Origin of the sequence: Candidatus Desulfosporosinus nitrosoreducens, assembly GCF_030954495.1 — a bacterium.
GTDB classification, from domain to species: domain Bacteria; phylum Bacillota; class Desulfitobacteriia; order Desulfitobacteriales; family Desulfitobacteriaceae; genus Desulfosporosinus; species Desulfosporosinus nitrosoreducens.
In genome coordinates this window covers 1-17,503 of the sequence record NZ_JAVHUW010000069.1, presented here as the reverse complement: position 1 = coordinate 17,503, position 17,503 = coordinate 1, and the positions used below count along the sequence as shown (strand labels likewise).

Here is a 17,503-nt window from a genome sequence, read left to right as displayed (position 1 = left end):
CAGTAATAATTAAAACTTACATCCTATTAGTTCAGGGGAAACGCCTTAGCTTACGCTTCCAGCGAAGGGCAGAAAATATATTGCCATTTAAAAGCATTATACCAGAAAGCAGCGCAGTCAAGAAACTAGCGACAATTTCTGGTATAACCTTTCTAAGGTTTACTTATCAACTTTTTTTAGTACATAATAACCAGGTGCAATGCCTCTATAGACATAGTCGTCAGTTTTCCATTCATAAAACAGATAAGTATCTCCATTTATAACCTTAATTTGATACTTACTTGCCGTTTGGAATTTTTTATTTATGATCATCCCTTTTGTCCAAGTAAGGAAATCTCCCGAGTATTTCCCCGATGTTGATGCAAAATCTATTTTACCATTGTCGTAGAACGTTAAGCCCGTTAGAAATAGATCTTCCAAACAACTCTTAACTCCCGGACGGAATTCATTTGTATCGGCAACAAAATCCACGCTTTCCCATTTGCCCTTAACTTGCTTATCATCGACAAACGGGTAATCAATGTTATCCTGCCCGATTTGTCCTACTTGATAATTTGCATAATCCTGATTGTCAACCTTCTTTAACACATAATAACTGGGAGACATGTCCCTAAAAATATAATCCCCGCTTTTCCATGCAAAGAACATATAAGTTGAGCCATTTATTTCTTTAATCATATAGGTACTTGCCGTCTTTTCTTGCTTATTTAGCACTTTACTCTTTGTCCAGGTGAAGGAAGTGTAAGTCAATCCTCCATTTTCTGTCGCACTTAGCATCTTACCGTCTTTTATAAAGGCTAAGGCAGTTAAATATAATTTTTCATTTGCCGGCTTTTTATCAGGATCAAAATCACCAATCTTCTGAACGAAATCAACGGCTTGCCACTTGCCAATTACCTGAGGATCATTGATAAAGGGGTAATTGGTATTATCAGTTTTTCTCAAAATCCCGGCACCCATCACTAAAAATGCTGCCAGGGCGATTATAGCTATTGCGGCAAGTCCTTTCTTTCTACCTTTGCTGCCTATATTATTTTGATAAGTATTCCAGATTGACGTAAAGGATTTAGTCAGAGAATGCTGATTTAAGACCTTTTTTAACACATCTTCTATCTCATAATTTGCTTGCATTAAATGTGCTCCCTCCCTTTAGCAAAAATTCGAAATCATTATTGACCATGCTCTTGCGCAGCTTATTTAAGGCCAAATTCAGCCTCGATTTGCAAGTTCCTAAGGGTATCCCCAAACAAACTGCTATTTCATTTAACTTCAGACCGGAGTAAAAATGCAAGATAATGATCTCCCTGCTTTTTAGATTTAAATTAGTTACCGCCTTCCACAATTCACGTTCTTCTTCGCTTTTTAAAATATAGTTTTCCATAAACTCAGTAGAGCGGTTTTCCGGCAGATCTCCCCAAAACTTCAGCCATTTTTGTTTTCGAAGCGTATTTCTGGTGATGTTCACAGCTATTTTGTATATCCAGGGCTGTAATGGTTTAGAAGGATCATAAGTATTATATTTCCGGAACACTTGTATAAAGGTTTCTTGAGTAATATCGTCTGCTAATTCAGTTGATTTGGTCAGAAAAAAAGCTGTTCTATAAACAAAGTTGGCATGTTCATTAAACATCTTTTCAGCTATTTCCCTAACTATTTCGTCGCCCAATAATAACCCCCCTATCTAATTTAACTCTACTACATATACACATCGAAGCCTGAAATAGTTCGCTCCAATTAATTAAGCTATTAAAAATTAGCATATGACATTATCTAGTTGCGCTTTCTCATAAACTTCGCTAATGGCCTATGCTTTTGCCGCATAGGCCATTAGCGGAATAATTCCTGCTAAAACCCAGCTTGGATTGCCCTATTACATTAGGAAGTGAAATGCCGGACTTGGACTGAAAGCTTTCCCGTTGCCCGGCTTGGTTCACAGAAACAGACTATAAGTATAGGGTTCTCAGTTTCTCAAAATGTTCATTGAAAACAGTGCTTCATTGACTTTGCGAGGGCTATGGGCACATATTCCTCTAAAAAAATAGCCTACGCCCAAGAAGTGTATGGGTGTAGGACATGATACCTCCGTATGGGGTTGACAGCAAGATGCTTCCTTGAAAAAGACAAGGCCCCTAATAGTCTTTAAACTCTTAGAGTTAAGTTCTCTACTTTAAAACTGCAGATAATCCTCAACATATTTTGCAACCTGATCGACAGGCAGGCGGACCTGGCGCATAGAATCGCGTTCCCGGATCGTTACGCTATTATCATTCGGAGAATCGAAATCATAAGTAATACAGAAAGGAGTGCCGATTTCATCTTGACGCCGGTAACGTTTGCCGATACTCCCGGTCTCATCGTATTCACACATAAAATACTTGGATAGTAAAACGTATACTTTCATGGCTTGGTCGCCTAGTTTTTTGGAAAGCGGTAATACCGCGGCCTTATAGGGAGAAAGAACGGGATGCAAGCGCAGAACGACCCGTGTGTCATTTTCGGCTAAGATTTCTTCATCATAAGCATTAACAAGGAATGCCAGAGCTATACGATCCGCACCCACTGAAGGCTCAATACAGTAGGGTATGAATTTCCGGTTGGTTTCCGAATCAAAATAGCTCAGGTCTTCCCCGGATGTTTTTATATGTTGCTTCAGGTCAAAATCAGTCCGGTCTGCAATGCCCCACAGTTCTCCCCAGCCAAATGGGAATTTGAACTCGATGTCGATCGTGGCCAGACTGTAATGGGAAAGTTCTTCTTTGGCATGGTCGCGGAGACGCAGGTTTTGATTATTGAGGCCAAGCGCTAAGAGCCATTCATGGCAAAATCTCTTCCAATATTGAAACCATTCCATATCCTCTCCCGGTTTACAAAAAAACTCCAGTTCCATCTGCTCAAATTCTCTTGTCCGGAACGTAAAATTACCCGGAGTTATTTCATTCCGAAAAGATTTGCCGATTTGGCAAATGCCGAAGGGAAGTTTTTTTCGGGTTGTATGCAAAACATTTTTGAAGTTAACGAAAATCCCTTGAGCTGTTTCGGGCCGCAGATAGACTTGGGCTTTAGAGTCTTCAGTTACGCCCTGGAAAGTTTTAAACATTAAGTTAAACTGGCGGATATCCGTAAAGTTATGTTTGCCGCATTCAGGACACTTGATCTTGTTTTCAGAGATGTAGCTGAGCATTTTAGCGTTATCCCAACCATCGACCAAGGGATTATCATCACCTTTATTCCTCATAAAGTCTTCGATTAGCTTATCTGCCCGAAAACGGGATTTGCATTCCTTACAGTCCATTAACGGATCGCTAAAGCCGCCAACGTGACCGGAAGCAACCCAGGTTTGCGGGTTCATTAATATCGCACAGTCTAAACCTACATTATATGGTGATTCCTGAACAAACTTTTTCCACCAGGCGCGTTTGACATTATTTTTAAACTCGACACCCAACGGGCCGTAGTCCCAGGTATTAGCAAGACCGCCGTAAATTTCAGACCCAGGAAAAATATAACCGCGCCGCTTACAAAGAGATACGATTTTATCCATACTTTTTTCGGCAACCATTTGTTAGTCCTCCTTTTATTTTTGTGCAAAAGAAAAACCTTTCATCCGGCTAAGGGACGAAAGGTTTGCTTCCGTGGTTCCACCCTCGTTGGCTTTTGCCCAAACTTGCTTCAGTGGCATTTCATGTTTACAGCGCCACCAAGCAGAGTAGGGGTAATAGCCCACTTTCAGTGTGATACTCCGGGGTCCCTTCACCGAACCTCCAATGCCAACCTTCCACCAGCGTTGACTCGCTTAAAAAGAAGACAGCGGCTACTCTTCCCCATCAATGTATCCGTTATATTATAATGGTTAATAATACCAAAAGCCATGAAATTGTCAAGATCCCGCCCCAAAATAATTTCCGGATTAAAGTTATGTTTTAAAAAACTATTTAGCCTTAGCAATTCTCCTTTTTGAGGTAAACACATTTATGCGGCTTCCATTTTGGATACTCTGACCTGATATTTCAAGTTCAAGCAGTAGTACTTATTACTAAATATTTTAGTCTCAATTTTTGCATGTTAAAATACCAAGTAAATAATTGGAATGAATGACCAACATCTACAAAAGGAGGTTAGCATGAAATTTGTTGAAGCTAGTCCCTGGGAGATACATGATTGGGGGCAATGATATGAAATTTTTTTGCGAGGGTTCGGGGCATAGCAGCACGGACTGGCTGCCATCCGAAGGATGGAGGAAATTAAGCAGAAATGGAACTTCTTACTGTTCCTTTAGATTAAGAATAAAATATCACATTGCTGGAAACTTTAAAGTAAATGTTAAAAGGAGAAACAAGCCTGACGAATGGCCTTCACGTACTTTGGGTTGAGCCAGGGGGATTTACAGGTCACTCCAAAATATTGCATACGGTGATCCCAATACTTCCCTAAAAGAGCAGCACACTCACCTCCACCTGCTTTGTAGTTGCCTGTCATCTCAACAATTTAGGCTTAAAATAAACTCAAAGCAACGATTTCATGCCCTTTTGTGCCTTGGGCAAAGCGAAAGGAATGGATAATAATTATGGCGGAAAAGAACATTCTGGCCTTTTTTAAAACTTCAGAAGAGGCCAAAAAAGCTGCTGAACAGCTTAAAGGTTTAGGAGTAACCGATATCCAGGTAGACCGTTTCAGTAAATACCCGCACGGCAGCGCCGATTTTGTTAACGATCCTACAACCGGTGATAATCTCAGCCAAGCGGCCTTAACTTTAGGGGCAAGCTCAAATCGGGATACCGGCGTATTAGCTTCCGCGGATGTTAGCGCCAGTGGTATGAGTGACGGAGGCCAGGATTCCGTATCCGGCCGGGACATGCTTATTGCGGCTATTGTTGATGAAGCGCAATTTGATAGAGCCATCCAATTTGTTAAGGATAACGGTGGTTTAGTTTAAATCAATATAGAAGCTTCATAGGAACTTCAAACAAATCAGACCATATCCGGCCCAGCCGGGCGTGGAGAGACAGAGATATAAATCTGTCAGCGCGACATAACTGAAAACTCGGCTATTTTAAAACAGCATAGTTCGTTATTGTCGATTGTTCTTGGGCATCCTTCATGTTATCTTCTGTCCAAAATAATATCTTATTAAATATTCCAATTGGGATGACCCTTTCATTCTCTCCCTTGAACAAATACAATTTATTATTTTGGAGGTCATATACCGGTATGTCAGAATTAACATTATCGCGCCAAGTCAGATATTGCTGACTTATTATAGCCATACCCATTTCAACATGTGATTTACCTTTATAAAAGCTAGCATTAGGTGAAGCAATTGTAGTCCAGATACCGGTTTTTTTATCAAATACCATAATTGAAGAGTTTTCATTGAAACCATCGGGCTTCCTGCGTGCGGCAATGTAATTCCCATCAATATACGGCCACAAGATTTCATCGCCCTCTGAAATTTCACTCTTTGCCATTTTGCCGATATCATAGAGAAACGTCTTCCCTTTTTCCGTGAAATCTAATAAATTAACCTGGGATTCACTCCATGTTAGCCAATCACCCGATATGATAGGATAACTATAGAATCTCTTTTGATAATCCTTAGTTGAATCAAGAATTAGCATTTGCTTCTTAGTCAGATCGAACATTTTAATTACCTGGATGGGTTGCCCGTCTGTAGATAAATCATAATTAGTAAATACGACTTTATCACCGTATTCTGAGAGAGCTTGAGGTTCTAGTGCTCGATAATAAGTAGATTTATCCAGATCAATCTTTTTATATTTATCTACTTCAATCACCTCGCCCGTTTGTAAGTTTCGGGCGTAGGTTGCCCAATTGACCTCATTAACATCATTGTCACTCTCGATTTCAACTTCATCCTCTACCCAAATAATCCAATTTTCGTTGAAAATACAGCTCTTAATGTACTTATTAGGTGCTACTACCGTATTTATAATTGAAGTTGAACTATTGTTCACCTGATATAAATATATGGCTTTATGGTTATTTCCTTTAAAGCAATAAAAATTATTCTCATCTTTGGCACCTATTATGTTAATACCACTTGGAATACTGCCCATTTTTAAGACGATATCGCTGTTTTGACCTACTTCATTAGTATTGCTTGTTTGTTTTAATGCGTTAGGATTATTACACCCTCCAATAAGACATACAAGTAAAATTATTAAACTAATACACGAGATCTTTTTCACATAAATCTCCTCAATCCTTATGCTGAATTTTGCTTAATTAATAATTACCTGGTTCTTCCGGTGAAGGTTGAGTAACAGCTCGGGTACTATTCGTTAAGTCAAATTGATCTTGCCTATTTTTTGCAAAGACAAAACCAGGAATCGCTATGACCTAATAGATTTGTTTGAAATCAAAGATACATAGCCTTCTCACATATTCCACATCGTTCCTTTTTTACCTTCCAAAATCATGGAAATCGTCCATGAAAAACAAAAAAGCCAGACTATTCCTATAATTAAGGAATAACCAGGCCCTAAACATTCTAAAATAATAGTTTGTCTGGACAAATATTTCTTAGTCGCACTTATCCAGGGACTTAGCCGCTCTTGACTCACCGCTTGCCAAAGCAGGAGTCTTAGAGCGGATTAGTCATTGGATAGATTGCCGCCGCAAGCGGAATTCTTTAGGCGTCATATTCTTTATCTTCCGGAAACATTCCGTGTAATAGCTTTGGCTGGTAAATCCAACCGCCACAGCTATTTCTGATACACGCCTATCGGTTCGCAGCAGCAAATCAATGCTCTTATCTATCCGGTACTGAGATATGTATGCAAATAGTGTCTGTCCGGTGATTTTCCGGAAATATCGGCAGCATTCGCTGCGGCTCAAATGAACATATTCCGCTATCCTTTCCAAGGTCAGCGGCTCGTCATAAAATTCCTGAATAAATAGGAAAATCTGTTTTAAGCGGTTGTCTCCTCTATTGCTTTGTTGTATATCACATTTTGGCAGGATCAAGACCATGTTTTTCCACATTTCCAAGATTCCAATTACAACATTCAGCTCAAATCCAGGCTCTTTGTTTATGAACTGTGATTGAATTTGTTGCAGCGATTTCAAAATCAGATGATGCCGGCTGTCACTGCTGGAAAGCGAAATGGCGGACAGCCCGGCGTTAGCGAGTGCCGGAAGAACGTGAGAACAATAAAGCTCACTGCTCTGATCGCTGCAAATCAGATTCGGATGAAAATCAACGCAGAAATAGGAAGCTTCCTCACACTGATGCGCCCTGGCCATATGAACACTCTGAGAATTAATAAAGATACCATCGCCGCTTTTTACAATATACTTTTTTTCGCCCACAGGAAAAATCACATTGCCAGTTGTGACAATACAGAACTGAAATTCTGTGTGCCAATGCCAGTCCACGTAGTCATATGTGGATTTAGAAAACACAGTCCTATAGCCGGCCATTGTAAAACCTGAAACAACGTGTTCTGTCATTTCCTGCCGGTTTGATAGTACGCTTATGGGCTTTGGTATCATATAGCCTTCATCCTCTCTGTTCTCCCATCAGCAACATTATACGGACACATCTCCAGGCTTCGCAATATTGTTATAAAAACATGCGCAAAAAGCGATATACATATGTCCCAAAATCAATATAATTAAAATTGGTTTTAGGAGGGAGAGGTGCCTATTTTGAAGTGTAAAACGCATTTGCGAGGAATCCTTTTCGCCTCCGCCGGAGGAATCGGTTGGGGCTTATCCGGAGTGTGCGGCCAATATTTATTTATGACTTACCATTTGAATTCAGCCTGGCTCACCGCAGTGCGTATGGTCTTTGCTGGTTTTATTTTGACTGGTATGTCTTTTCCTCGACAGAAGCAGAACATGATCGGAATACTGAAAGAGCCAAAAGACACACTGCAATTGATTGCCTTTTCTATTGCGGGCTTGCTTTTATGCCAGTACGCTTACCTATCGGCAATTCAATACTCCAACTCCGGTACGGCCACCGTCCTGCAAAGCCTTAATGTGGTAATCATGGCTGTTTTTTTAACCTTTAAAGGCCGTGTGCTTCCTGAAAAAGTGCAGATTCTTTCGACCGTCTTAGCCTTAGCCGGTGTCGGCTTAATCGCCACGAATGGTAACCTGCACAGTATGGTATTATCCTCTCAAGGACTGTTCTGGGGGATTATGTCCGCCTTGGGCGTTGTGGTTTATACGTTGTTATCGCAAAGAATTGTTGAGAAATGGGGCAATCAAGTCGTCACCGGCTTAGGCATGCTAATTGGCGGATCATTATTTTTTGCCGTCACTCGTGCCTGGGAGATCCCTGTTTCTTTAGATGCGGAAGCATTGGCAGTGCTTGCTGTTATTATTTTGCTTGGAACAGCCGCTGCGTTTACGTTTTATTTACAAGGGGTCAGGGATATAGGACCTGTGAAGGCCACATTAATTGTCTGCCTGGAACCTGTTGTAGCAACGGTTGTCTCGGCACTCTGGCTGCATACCAGGTTCAATACAATTGATATTCTCGGATTTTGCTGCATACTGGCTACCGTATTTTTATCCGTCAAAAGCAGGTAGGGATTTTCAGTTTTGTCCCACCGCCAACGAGATGCAACGCTTTATCTATCAGCCTTTCACCTGTTCGATTTTTACAACTGTTTCCACGTGCCTTGAACGCTCAAAAAGATGCCGCCTAAAGCTGGTAAGGCTAGGCGGCAGAGTAAATTCCATAATCTATTTATTCTTTATGATTTTTCATAGCATTCGTTTATTCCCCTAATGCGGTGCCTTTCCCCAAAGGTCATGGATTATTAACTAAAAGCATCCGGTCGTTATCCAGGCCATTTTTCCCCTGCCGGGAAAAGAGCTCCATCAGACCGGCAACCGTCATTTCCGACCGTTCCTGACCGGAAATGTCAAGAATAATTTTGCCGCTGTCCATCATGACGGTCCTGGTCCCGGTCTTGAGGGCGGACTGGATGTTGTGGGTAATCATCATGGTTGTGATTTTCTCCTGGCTGACAATCTCGCCCGTGATTTGCATAATCTTTTCGGACGAAGACGGGTCCAGAGCAGCCGTATGCTCGTCGAGCAATAAAAGGCGCGGCTTGGCGATGGTGGCCATGAGCAGGGACAAAGCCTGACGCTGACCGCCGGAAAGCAGGCCGACTTTGCTCTTCATACGGTTTTCCAGCCCCATTTCCAACAGGGCAAGTCTTTCCTGGAAAACCGCCGCATCCTGGCGGCGCACCCCCAGGCGCAGGCCGTTTCTGCGTTTGCGGTTATAGGCCAAGGCCAGGTTTTCTTCAATAGTCATATCCGGGGCCGTGCCCTTGACGGGATTCTGGAACAGACGGCCGATTAAGGAAGCCCGCTTGTGCTCAGCCAAATAGGTGATGTTGTCCTCCTGCAGCAAAATTTTGCCCCGGTCCAGCCAGAAACTGCCGCCAATAGCGTTGAACAGTGTAGACTTGCCGGCGCCGTTGGAACCGATGACCGTGACGAATTCACCGTCGGCCAGCGAGAGATTTACATTATCCAGGGCGACATGCTCGTTGGGCGTTCCCTGTAAAAAAGTTTTACGCGCGTTGATCATTTCAAGCATCCTGCTGCACCTTCTTTCGCATGCTTCTCAGCTGCAGGCGTTTTTTGGCGACAGGCACGGACAAGGCAATGACGACAATGACCGCCGAAACCAGCCTGAGCATGTAAGCGGGGAAAATCGTCGATTGCAGCGCGGCGGCAATGATAAAACGGTAAAGCAGGGAGCCGAAGAGCGCGGAAAACAGTCCCAAGGTCAAAGAACGTTTGCCGAAAATAGCTTCCCCGATAATGGCCGAAGCCAGGCCGACCACCATAATGCCGATGCCCGAGCTGATGTCGGCATAGCCCTGATACTGGGCCAGCACTGCCCCGGACAAACCGACGCAGGCGTTGGACAAAGCCAGGGCGATGATTTTCATAGCCTTGATATTAATCGAAGAGGCCGTGACCATTTCTTCATTATTGCCCGTAGCGCGAATACAGAGCCCCAAGTGGGTCTTAAAAAACCAGATCAGGATCGCTGCGCAGATAAAACAGACCAGGAAGGGGATCAAGGTCTTGATCAGTTCCTTGTCGGCTGACAGCCAGGCCAGCCGGTTAAAAATAGTGGTGCTGCCAATCAAAGACAGGTTGGAGCGGCTGCCGAGGATATAGAGATTAAGACTGTACAAACCGCTCATGGTCAGGATTCCCGCCAGTATCGGGTGAATTTCCAATTTGGTTTGCAGCAGCCCTGTAACGGCGCCGGCCGCCGCGCCGGCCACGATTCCCAGCAGGATACCCAGAACAGGGTATCCCGCCACCGTCACGACAGCCGAGACCGACAGCCCCAGGGTGAAGCTGCCGTCAGCGGTCAGATCGGGAATATTCAGTATGCGGAAGGAGATATAGATGCCCAGCGCCAGCAGTCCATAAATTAAGCCAAGCTGAGCCGAACCGATGAGTAAGGTCATAAATTCTGCCTCCTGGGAGCGTAAAGTAATCTGTCAGCTGGAAGAAAATTAATTGTTAATTCTGCCAGTCGGAAGAAACGTAATCATTAAATCCTGTCAGCCGGAGGAAATTGCGGCATCCCGCCCGGCTGGGTGCCGGATAGTCTATTTGATAACCTTTGCTTTGGCCAGCTCATCCTGGGGAACCGTCACGCCGATGGCATCCGCGGTGCTCTTGTTGATGACCGTCGTAAAATCGGAAACTGTGATGGCCGGAATCTTGGCCAGGGCGGTGCCTTTCATAAATTGATCCGCCATGCCGGCCGTAATAGCGCCGATCGTAGAATCGTCGATACTGATTGTGGCAAAGGCGCCGGATTGCACCATAACTGCGGAGCTGCCGTACACCGGAATCTTGGCGTTTTTGGCAATTTCAGCGACCTGGGGCATCGCGCTTTGCACCATACTGTCATTGGGGATAAAAAAGGCGTCAACTTTACCGACCAGAGACTCGGCCGCCTGCTGTACTTCAGAAGAGGAAGTGACAACGGCTTCCTTATATTTTAACCCGTTTTTATCCATATACGCCTTGGCACTTTTAATCGTGCTCACGGAATTAACCTCGCCTGTGTTATAAATCAGGCCGTAGGTATGGCGGCCGGGCGTCAGCTTATCGGATAGCTTAAACATCTCATCGACGGGAATCGCGTTAGAAGTACCGGTGGCCTTTTTATCCGGTGTTTTCATATCAGTGATGACGCCGGCTGCCACAGGATTGGAAACCGAGATAAAAAACACCGGGATGCCGCTGTCCATATTGACGATGGCCTGAGTAGCCGGGGTTCCGATCGTGACGATAAAGTCTTTTTTCTGATCAACCATGGTTTGACAGATGGAATTGAGCGTACCCGTGTCGCCATTGGCGTTTTTGTAGTCGAAAACCATTTTGTCTTCCGAGTAACCTAAAGAACGCATTTTGTTGATAAAACCCTCGCGCATATCGGTGAAGGCTCCGTTGTCGGCAAGCTGAATAATTCCGACTTGCGTGACCTTGGCCGCGCTATTGCCCTTTGACGTATCGCTTGAAGTCGTGCCTGTGCCGCAGCCGGTAGCAACCAGCAAAAGGCTGATAACCAGGAGAAGGGTAAGGAGAACGGTACTCATTTTTTTCATGTTTGTTTTCCTCTCTTTCGTTTTCTTCCGTATTATCTTTTGTCGCCGGTACTCTTTTCACACCACGCAGGTTTAACCAATAAAAAAAGCCCGTCCTGATACGGATGATCCGTAATCAAGGACAGACTGTTCGTCTGCGGTGCCACCTTGTTTGGTAATAAAATAATAATATTACCCAACTCAAAAGAGTACTAACATACTCCGTGCCTCATAACGCAGGCATTGCGTCACACTCTACTGAAAAACCTTAAGCTTTCGTTCGGTGCGCCCTCCGTAGTCCATTTGCCGTTCCGCTTTCTGCCGGCTTCCAGCCCCGCCGGCTCTCTGTAAGTGCGCTTACGGTTTGATCTCTACATCAATGGTTTGGGTTTTACAATAGCATTCCCTTAATAATTTGTCAACAACTTTTTGCGGATTGATTTAGACGTAAGTTCCTGAAACTCTGATTTTCGGCAATCCTAATCTTCCGTGTCTTTCAGATAAGGAACCGTATAGCCGCCGTAGGGCATGACATAGACGTCTTTGTCCTTAAAGTCCGCTTCCCCCAGAAGATCGTCAATATCGGCAAAGACCCGCGCGCCCATGCCGTCCAGAGTTTCCGCCGGAATCCGGGTAAGCATCAGAACTTCGGCTTTGGCCATGGCCTCGCAGGAAGCGTAGAAAATATAGCCGGCAATGGTGAAATCCCGGCGGAGATCCGCATCCAGCGTGCCGCGGCGCAGCGAATCGATCCAGCTGAAATAGGAGGGAGCGCCGCCGCCTTCGCGGCATTCCGCCAGAAAAATCAACCGGCCGCCCTCTTTTACCGCTTCCGCGGCATTAATCATGGCTTTGACGGCTTGATAGAGGTTGATATCCTTAGGATAACCACCGCAGCTGACCACGACGACGTCCGCTTTTTTCCGAATGGGAATGCCCATTAACTGCTGCACGACACGGCAGCTTTCTTCCCAGGCCCGGAGGAAATGCCCGCAAAACAGGCGGCAATTTCCGGATTGGCTATCCATCACAACATTGATGCCAAAGACCGGCGCGACCATTGCGGCAACTTCATTCATGTCCTCGTTGACCGGATTTTGTCCCAGGATTCCCATACCGATCAGGGGGTTGGACCTGGGCAGCGTTGGCGATAACGAGTGGATGTGGTTTTGGGTGATGGTGGTTTTGCCGCAGATTCCCGGGAGGATGTTTTTACGGCCGCCGCCGTAGCCGGCCATCAGGTGGTGGATCGTGCCGCCGATTAGGATCACTTTCCGCCCCACGGCCAGGGGATTGACAAAAACCCTGGTGCCCCTTGTGGTGACGCCCAGGAACTCCAGGTCCGGCGCCAGGCAATCGTGATTGACGACCTTAACCTTTTCATAAATTTCAGGCGTGACCAGCTGTTTCATTTCGTCTTCAGTCTGGGGACGGTGCGTACCAAGGGCAATCAAAATCACGATATTTTCATAGGGGACGCCCAGAGTATCGTGCAAGTAGGGAATGAGCTGAGCGCAGACCTGATCCTGCCGCATCCAGAAACGGGTGATATCGCTGATGACGACGGTTACCTTATCCGCAGGAAAAATCAGCTCGCCAAGCGGTGGGGATTCAATACATTCCGGGCCCACCGCCTCTAAAAAAGCCTGCTTAAAATCCCGGACAGGGGGAATGCTTTCGCCTGTTAAGACCTGTACCGATCTCGCGCCGTCTAATTTGACTTCAACCGTTGTATCGCCATAACCGAGAGCAAACGTTTTCATGATTGATTCTCCTCGCCATCGACAATTATTTTTAATAACCTGCGGATCGTTTCAGCCAACGCTTTCCTTATAGTGATTTTAGTCCAGGATTTAAACTCATTGTCTCCACGTGCCTTGAGGAGACAAAAAAGATGTACCACCCCGGCATCTCCTTGAGGGCAACTATCCGGGAATTTCGAATAGTTTACATGAACTCACCAACTGTCCGATTTTTTCGAACAGGTGGTCATCCGCTTATTTTATCTTCAAAATATACTCGCATATCCTCGTGAAACGTCTATTCTTTTTCGTCTCCGGATTTTCTTCCCTTATCAAGTTTATCCATCAATTCATTTGTTGCCTGTCCAATTGCTCCGCCGCTATGTCAGGTGCAAGTAAAGTGAAAGCAATATAATTATATATTGCCTTCAAGTCGTTTTCCATTTGTTTTGTGAATAGTATTTTGTACTTCATATCCCGTAATTCTTGCGAATATCTGCGAAAACTTCTGATGCAGGTCTAACATTACCCTGTATGAAATCAGCGTATCCTTTTTCTATTTCCGCATGCAATTCTTCTTTACTCATATTTGCAATACTTGGGAGTTTTGCCTCCGGCAGCTTTACATCAAACGGTAAGCCTCGCCGCATAACTACTTGTTTCAAAAAAATATTTACCGCATTTGATACCGGGATACCTAATTGTGCCAGAATAGCTTCGGCCTCTTCTTTAAGGCCAGGCTCAAGCCTGACATATATATTCGTTGTTTTCGCCATAGTAATCCCTCCGCTGTAATTATTATAAGCTTTATATATACAAAAGCAATGCAATGTTGCCGAAATGAATTCATTCTTTATTTGGGATAATACCTGTTGCGGTCCGGACAAAACGCGGAGCGAAGCGTCGTCTGCGGTCCGTCCGGGAACATGGCAGGCTATGCCGGTGATTTCCTGGCGGCCACCAAAGGACACCATTTCGAGCGGAATGTCCACTCAAAATAATCTGACGCTACTTTCAGCCGCCGTTTTATAAGGTAAATCCTCTGGCAGTGGCTGAGTGACATTGCCGGGGTAATGATTTATCTTCAGTTGCCAAAAGGGACCGCAGTGTTCTTTCAGAAAGAATCTGAAGACACTGCCGGTCCCTCGTTTTTTCCCTGTTCCCCACGGCATGGCGGCTCTTTTCTGTTCAATGGCTATCATCCAACTCAATAGTTTCCCGGCAGTGCGCAGTGCAGTAACTGTTTAACCGGAAGGGACTTAAGCAGAATCAGGAAGGAAACCGCACCCTTGACCTGATTGGAGGTGTCGTCATACCACCCTGTCTGCCTGAATAAACTATACAGTACAGACATAGGGAAAGGGAAATAAGTATGGATGATAATCAAGCCAACAAGTGCAACTACAAAGTAAATGCCCCTTACCCACCAGTGCGGGTGGCCGGCCCAAATCCTCTTTATGCCTGTGAGATGCTCGGCAACATAGCCGATGTTGTTTCGGAAATGAGCGATGTCACTCGCTATTTTTACATCGCCGTTGTAACGAAGCCGCACTATAGTTGGATCTCCAAATGCTTCCACGATATCAGCATCGTGGAAATGCGCCACCTCAATATCTTTGCCGAGCTTGCCTTACTGCTTGGGGCGGACCCGCGGCTTTGGAGCTGCCGGGACTATAATCGCTGGTGGTCGCCCTCATTTATTGGTTACCCGCCTGAGTTAGGCGCGCTAATAGCGGAATCAATCAAAGCAGAGGAAGCGGCCATCAGCAAGTATTCCAGACAGGCGAATACCATCTGCGACCTGAACATCGTGGCGATTTTACATCGTATCATCCGCGACGAGGAGCACCACCTCCAGATTTTCAACAAGATGTATGGGCGGATATAAAGGTTTTTTTAAACGAAGCACACACTTTTATTTACCAAAAGGCGAGTCTTCCCGGCGGACAAAAAACCCTTGATTATGATTGCAAACCGGACAGATTTGCGGCGCTCCGGCAGCTTTATGGATGTGACCGCAGTTTAGGCAGACATATTCAGTGACTGTTTCGTTTTCAAATAGTTTATTGCTTTGCATGAGCTGCGCATAGTGCGAAAAACGCTGGTTATGTACTTTTTCAATCTCAGCGATCATATAAAACGAATTGGCGATATTGACAAGTCCCTCCTCATTGGCCTTGTCGCCAAAGGATTTGTAAATTGTGTTGTATTCCGCAGATTCACGCTGGGCGGCAAGCTGCAAAAGCTCCAGAATGTTATTTGAATTATCGACGGGGTAGTTGGCGCTCAGCGAGATTTCCTGCCCGTTGAACTCTTTTAAGTGATTATAGAATACCTCGGCGTGTTCCTTTTCCTGATTTCCAGTGTAATGAAAAAGCCAGTAAAGGACCTCAAGATTTTGCTTTTTTGCCAGGCTTGCGGCATATTCATAGCGCCGCCAGGCTTGGCATTCTCCTGCAAAAGCCTTTAAAAGGTTCTCTTTTGTAACGCTGTCTTTCAGTGCAACCATTTTTATTCCTCCTAATTTCATTTACCCCTATTATTGCCAAACTTCTCTGGTTTATAAGAAAAAGGAGGTTTTCATCGTTTATTTCTTTGGCTTTTATTCTCTAGTTAACAACTGTGCGGGGGATTTCATCAGTAAGTATTTCATTTTTGAAGCTCAATATCAAGTTTATGTTGACTCATAATCTTTTCCAAATCACAGCGAATTAAACTCGTTTAACAAGTTCATGCCAACAAGGCCCGTACCACAAAATCAATAGCACGCTTACTTTTAGCATCAACTAAATAGTCACGAATGGCATTTGCTGAAACCTTGGCAATTTGGATTCTTTCAGGCGTGTCATATATATTCGCTATTATTTCAAACTTATCCGTGTTACCCATGATTACCGCTCCAATCTCTCTTCCTAAAAATCCAATCTCATCTGTTTTATCTCCTCATAGGGCACTTTGTCGCCGGAGCTCTAAAGTCAATGAGAACCTTTATTTATCAAAGTGTATGTTCGTTTCAACAGCAAACTGTTTCTGTATACGTTGAACAGTCAAAAAAAGAGGCCATATAACGCTGGCATCCCTTAGCGTAAAACTGTTTTCTTTTAATTCTTATTTGCTACTTGGACAATTTGCTTTTCACCATTCTTTTCAAAATATTTATAAAGGCAAAGGCCAATCTTCCCGGCAACTTTTTGCGAAGGAATATTCCGTATTGTGGTATACGAAAACACTTTAGGATATTGTAAAACTTTAAAGGCATATTCCTTGCAAGCAAAAGCAGCTTCTGTTGCAAATCCCTTGTTGCAATATTTCTTAATAATATGAAAGCCAATTTCCGGTACGGTTTCATCGCCGATATTTTGCATTGTTATACCGCAATCCCCAATAAAGACCTCTCCTTCTTTCAAGATTACAGCCCATAATCCGTGTTTATATTTTTTATAATTTTCAATATTCCATCGAATCCACTTTTCTACCTCCTCTGCACTGAACGGATGCGGATAGAATTGCATAGATTCTGGATCAGATAGAACTTTCATTAGTTCATTTTTATCATTTATCAACAGTTCTCTCAGATACAATCTTTCTGTCTCAATTATTTTCATTATTAATCACCTCTGTAACTGCTTTAGGGTTTATAGTCACCCATCTCTTTCTTGTGTAAAAGGCATACGCATTCCACATGCCTTAAAAATATAAAAAATACCGCATGAGCCTAGTAGGGTCCCGGCAAATATGTCACTTTTTATTAAATCAATACTTTTACTATAATTTTAAGTACTCTATTATGAGTTCCAGTTTTATTGTAACAATCTCAAGTCTATATAAATTGAGTTAAGATATTCATACAATTTGTCGATATTCTTTCTGAAGCTACTTTATACAAAAGATGAGGATAAAAATGAGAGCATCAGAGGAAGAATTAAAAGCCATTAAATCGGCTATGGATAAAGAAAAGTAGGCAAGAATTTTCAAGAGAGATCACGCGCTTTACCTCTTTCGTTCCGGCAGTTCATGTAGGGAAGTTGCAGAACTAATAGGGATTTCAAAGGATACGGTGAGTAATTTACACCAAACGTACCGGAACGAAGGCCTTGATGGAATACCTGACAAACCAAAATCAGGAAGACCTCCAAGGCTTCATGAAGGACA

Annotated in this window: 17 protein-coding genes and 1 pseudogene; 4 read left to right on the top strand and 14 right to left on the bottom strand. The window is 43.9% G+C overall.

Annotation, left to right across the window (positions count from 1 at the left end; all coding sequences use genetic code 11):
- Nucleotides 1-159: 159 nt before the first annotated feature.
- From REC12_RS18855 to REC12_RS18845, 3 genes are all read right to left on the bottom strand, one after another.
- The gene (locus REC12_RS18855) at nucleotides 160-1,131 is read right to left on the bottom strand and encodes a hypothetical protein (protein ID WP_308897168.1); all 972 of its coding nucleotides are present in this window, start codon (nucleotides 1,129-1,131) and stop codon (nucleotides 160-162) included.
- The gene (locus tag REC12_RS18850) at nucleotides 1,115-1,666 is read right to left on the bottom strand and encodes an RNA polymerase sigma factor (protein WP_308897166.1); all 552 of its coding nucleotides are present in this window, start codon (nucleotides 1,664-1,666) and stop codon (nucleotides 1,115-1,117) included. Before REC12_RS18850 ends, REC12_RS18855 begins: the two co-directional genes overlap by 17 nt.
- A 501-nt stretch (nucleotides 1,667-2,167) precedes the next feature.
- Entirely contained in the window at nucleotides 2,168-3,559 is a 1,392-nt protein-coding gene (locus tag REC12_RS18845) for a glycine--tRNA ligase (RefSeq protein ID WP_308897164.1), read from the bottom strand.
- A gap of 1,005 nt (nucleotides 3,560-4,564) precedes the next feature.
- Here REC12_RS18845 and REC12_RS18840 point away from each other — a divergent pair.
- Entirely contained in the window at nucleotides 4,565-4,933 is a 369-nt protein-coding gene (locus REC12_RS18840; protein WP_308897162.1) for a hypothetical protein, read from the top strand.
- 112 nt (nucleotides 4,934-5,045) lie between these two features.
- Here the strand turns inward: REC12_RS18840 and REC12_RS18835 are convergent, their stop codons facing one another.
- Together REC12_RS18835 and REC12_RS18830 are read right to left on the bottom strand one after the other, a co-directional pair.
- A complete protein-coding gene (locus tag REC12_RS18835) occupies nucleotides 5,046-6,206 on the bottom strand; it encodes a hypothetical protein (RefSeq protein WP_308897160.1) in 1,161 nt (386 codons plus the stop codon).
- 409 nt (nucleotides 6,207-6,615) lie between these two features.
- Entirely contained in the window at nucleotides 6,616-7,512 is an 897-nt protein-coding gene (locus REC12_RS18830) for an AraC family transcriptional regulator (RefSeq protein ID WP_308897158.1), read from the bottom strand.
- Between the two features lie 147 nt (nucleotides 7,513-7,659).
- Here REC12_RS18830 and REC12_RS18825 point away from each other — a divergent pair, with 147 nt between their 5' ends.
- Nucleotides 7,660-8,559, top strand: a complete 900-nt coding sequence (locus REC12_RS18825; protein WP_308897156.1) for a DMT family transporter — start codon at nucleotides 7,660-7,662, stop codon at nucleotides 8,557-8,559.
- A 223-nt stretch (nucleotides 8,560-8,782) separates the two neighbouring features.
- Here REC12_RS18825 and REC12_RS18820 read toward each other — a convergent pair whose 3' ends face one another.
- The 6 genes from REC12_RS18820 to REC12_RS18795 form a co-directional block, all read right to left on the bottom strand.
- Nucleotides 8,783-9,586 (bottom strand): ABC transporter ATP-binding protein, encoded by an 804-nt coding sequence (locus REC12_RS18820; protein ID WP_308897155.1) that lies wholly within the window; start codon nucleotides 9,584-9,586, stop codon nucleotides 8,783-8,785.
- Nucleotides 9,579-10,478 carry an ABC transporter permease gene (locus REC12_RS18815; RefSeq protein ID WP_308897154.1) on the bottom strand — a complete coding sequence of 300 codons (900 nt, stop codon included), beginning with the start codon at nucleotides 10,476-10,478 and terminating at the stop codon, nucleotides 9,579-9,581. The genes REC12_RS18820 and REC12_RS18815 overlap by 8 nt, the downstream gene beginning before the upstream one ends.
- Nucleotides 10,479-10,622: 144 nt before the next feature.
- Nucleotides 10,623-11,630 (bottom strand): ABC transporter substrate-binding protein, encoded by a 1,008-nt coding sequence (locus REC12_RS18810; protein ID WP_308897152.1) that lies wholly within the window; start codon nucleotides 11,628-11,630, stop codon nucleotides 10,623-10,625.
- A 458-nt stretch (nucleotides 11,631-12,088) separates the two neighbouring features.
- On the bottom strand, nucleotides 12,089-13,372 hold the full coding sequence (locus REC12_RS18805) for a nickel-dependent lactate racemase family protein (protein WP_308897150.1): 1,284 nt from the start codon (nucleotides 13,370-13,372) through the stop codon (nucleotides 12,089-12,091).
- Nucleotides 13,369-13,512, bottom strand: a complete 144-nt coding sequence (locus REC12_RS18800) for a hypothetical protein (RefSeq protein ID WP_308897148.1) — start codon at nucleotides 13,510-13,512, stop codon at nucleotides 13,369-13,371. Before REC12_RS18800 ends, REC12_RS18805 begins: the two co-directional genes overlap by 4 nt.
- Before the next feature lie 309 nt (nucleotides 13,513-13,821).
- On the bottom strand, nucleotides 13,822-14,127 hold the full coding sequence (locus REC12_RS18795; protein ID WP_308897146.1) for a type II toxin-antitoxin system RelB/DinJ family antitoxin: 306 nt from the start codon (nucleotides 14,125-14,127) through the stop codon (nucleotides 13,822-13,824).
- Nucleotides 14,128-14,723: 596 nt separating this feature from the next.
- On the opposite strand from REC12_RS18795, the gene REC12_RS18790 reads away from it, so the two are divergent.
- Nucleotides 14,724-15,239 (top strand): ferritin-like domain-containing protein, encoded by a 516-nt coding sequence (locus REC12_RS18790; RefSeq protein ID WP_308897145.1) that lies wholly within the window; start codon nucleotides 14,724-14,726, stop codon nucleotides 15,237-15,239.
- 27 nt (nucleotides 15,240-15,266) lie between these two features.
- Here REC12_RS18790 and REC12_RS18785 read toward each other — a convergent pair whose 3' ends face one another.
- The 3 genes and pseudogenes from REC12_RS18785 to REC12_RS18775 form a co-directional block, all read right to left on the bottom strand.
- Nucleotides 15,267-15,860 (bottom strand): rubrerythrin family protein, encoded by a 594-nt coding sequence (locus REC12_RS18785; RefSeq protein WP_308897143.1) that lies wholly within the window; start codon nucleotides 15,858-15,860, stop codon nucleotides 15,267-15,269.
- A 195-nt stretch (nucleotides 15,861-16,055) separates the two neighbouring features.
- Nucleotides 16,056-16,240 (bottom strand): annotated as a pseudogene (locus tag REC12_RS18780) (class I SAM-dependent methyltransferase); the annotation flags it as partial.
- A 212-nt stretch (nucleotides 16,241-16,452) separates the two neighbouring features.
- Complete coding sequence (locus tag REC12_RS18775) at nucleotides 16,453-16,956, bottom strand: GNAT family N-acetyltransferase (protein WP_308897141.1); 504 nt, start codon at nucleotides 16,954-16,956, stop codon at nucleotides 16,453-16,455.
- A 362-nt stretch (nucleotides 16,957-17,318) separates the two neighbouring features.
- Between REC12_RS18775 and REC12_RS26545 the strand changes: the two genes are divergently transcribed.
- On the top strand, nucleotides 17,319-17,503 hold a 185-nt coding region (locus tag REC12_RS26545), incomplete at its 3' end, for a helix-turn-helix domain-containing protein (protein WP_374214230.1).

What these genes read in the sequence shown, in the direction of transcription:
- REC12_RS18855 (WP_308897168.1), bottom strand. Translation starts at nt 1,131, where the DNA reads ATGCAAGCAAATTATGAGATAGAAGATGTGTTAAAAAAGGTCTTAAAT.
- REC12_RS18845 (WP_308897164.1), bottom strand. Translation starts at nt 3,559, where the DNA reads ATGGTTGCCGAAAAAAGTATGGATAAAATCGTATCTCTTTGTAAGCGG.
- REC12_RS18840 (WP_308897162.1), top strand. Translation starts at nt 4,565, where the DNA reads ATGGCGGAAAAGAACATTCTGGCCTTTTTTAAAACTTCAGAAGAGGCC.
- REC12_RS18830 (WP_308897158.1), bottom strand. Translation starts at nt 7,512, where the DNA reads ATGATACCAAAGCCCATAAGCGTACTATCAAACCGGCAGGAAATGACA.
- REC12_RS18820 (WP_308897155.1), bottom strand. Translation starts at nt 9,586, where the DNA reads ATGCTTGAAATGATCAACGCGCGTAAAACTTTTTTACAGGGAACGCCC.
- REC12_RS18815 (WP_308897154.1), bottom strand. Translation starts at nt 10,478, where the DNA reads ATGACCTTACTCATCGGTTCGGCTCAGCTTGGCTTAATTTATGGACTG.
- REC12_RS18810 (WP_308897152.1), bottom strand. Translation starts at nt 11,630, where the DNA reads ATGAAAAAAATGAGTACCGTTCTCCTTACCCTTCTCCTGGTTATCAGC.
- REC12_RS18805 (WP_308897150.1), bottom strand. Translation starts at nt 13,372, where the DNA reads ATGAAAACGTTTGCTCTCGGTTATGGCGATACAACGGTTGAAGTCAAA.
- REC12_RS18795 (WP_308897146.1), bottom strand. Translation starts at nt 14,127, where the DNA reads ATGGCGAAAACAACGAATATATATGTCAGGCTTGAGCCTGGCCTTAAA.
- REC12_RS18790 (WP_308897145.1), top strand. Translation starts at nt 14,724, where the DNA reads ATGGATGATAATCAAGCCAACAAGTGCAACTACAAAGTAAATGCCCCT.
- REC12_RS18785 (WP_308897143.1), bottom strand. Translation starts at nt 15,860, where the DNA reads ATGGTTGCACTGAAAGACAGCGTTACAAAAGAGAACCTTTTAAAGGCT.
- REC12_RS18775 (WP_308897141.1), bottom strand. Translation starts at nt 16,956, where the DNA reads ATGAAAATAATTGAGACAGAAAGATTGTATCTGAGAGAACTGTTGATA.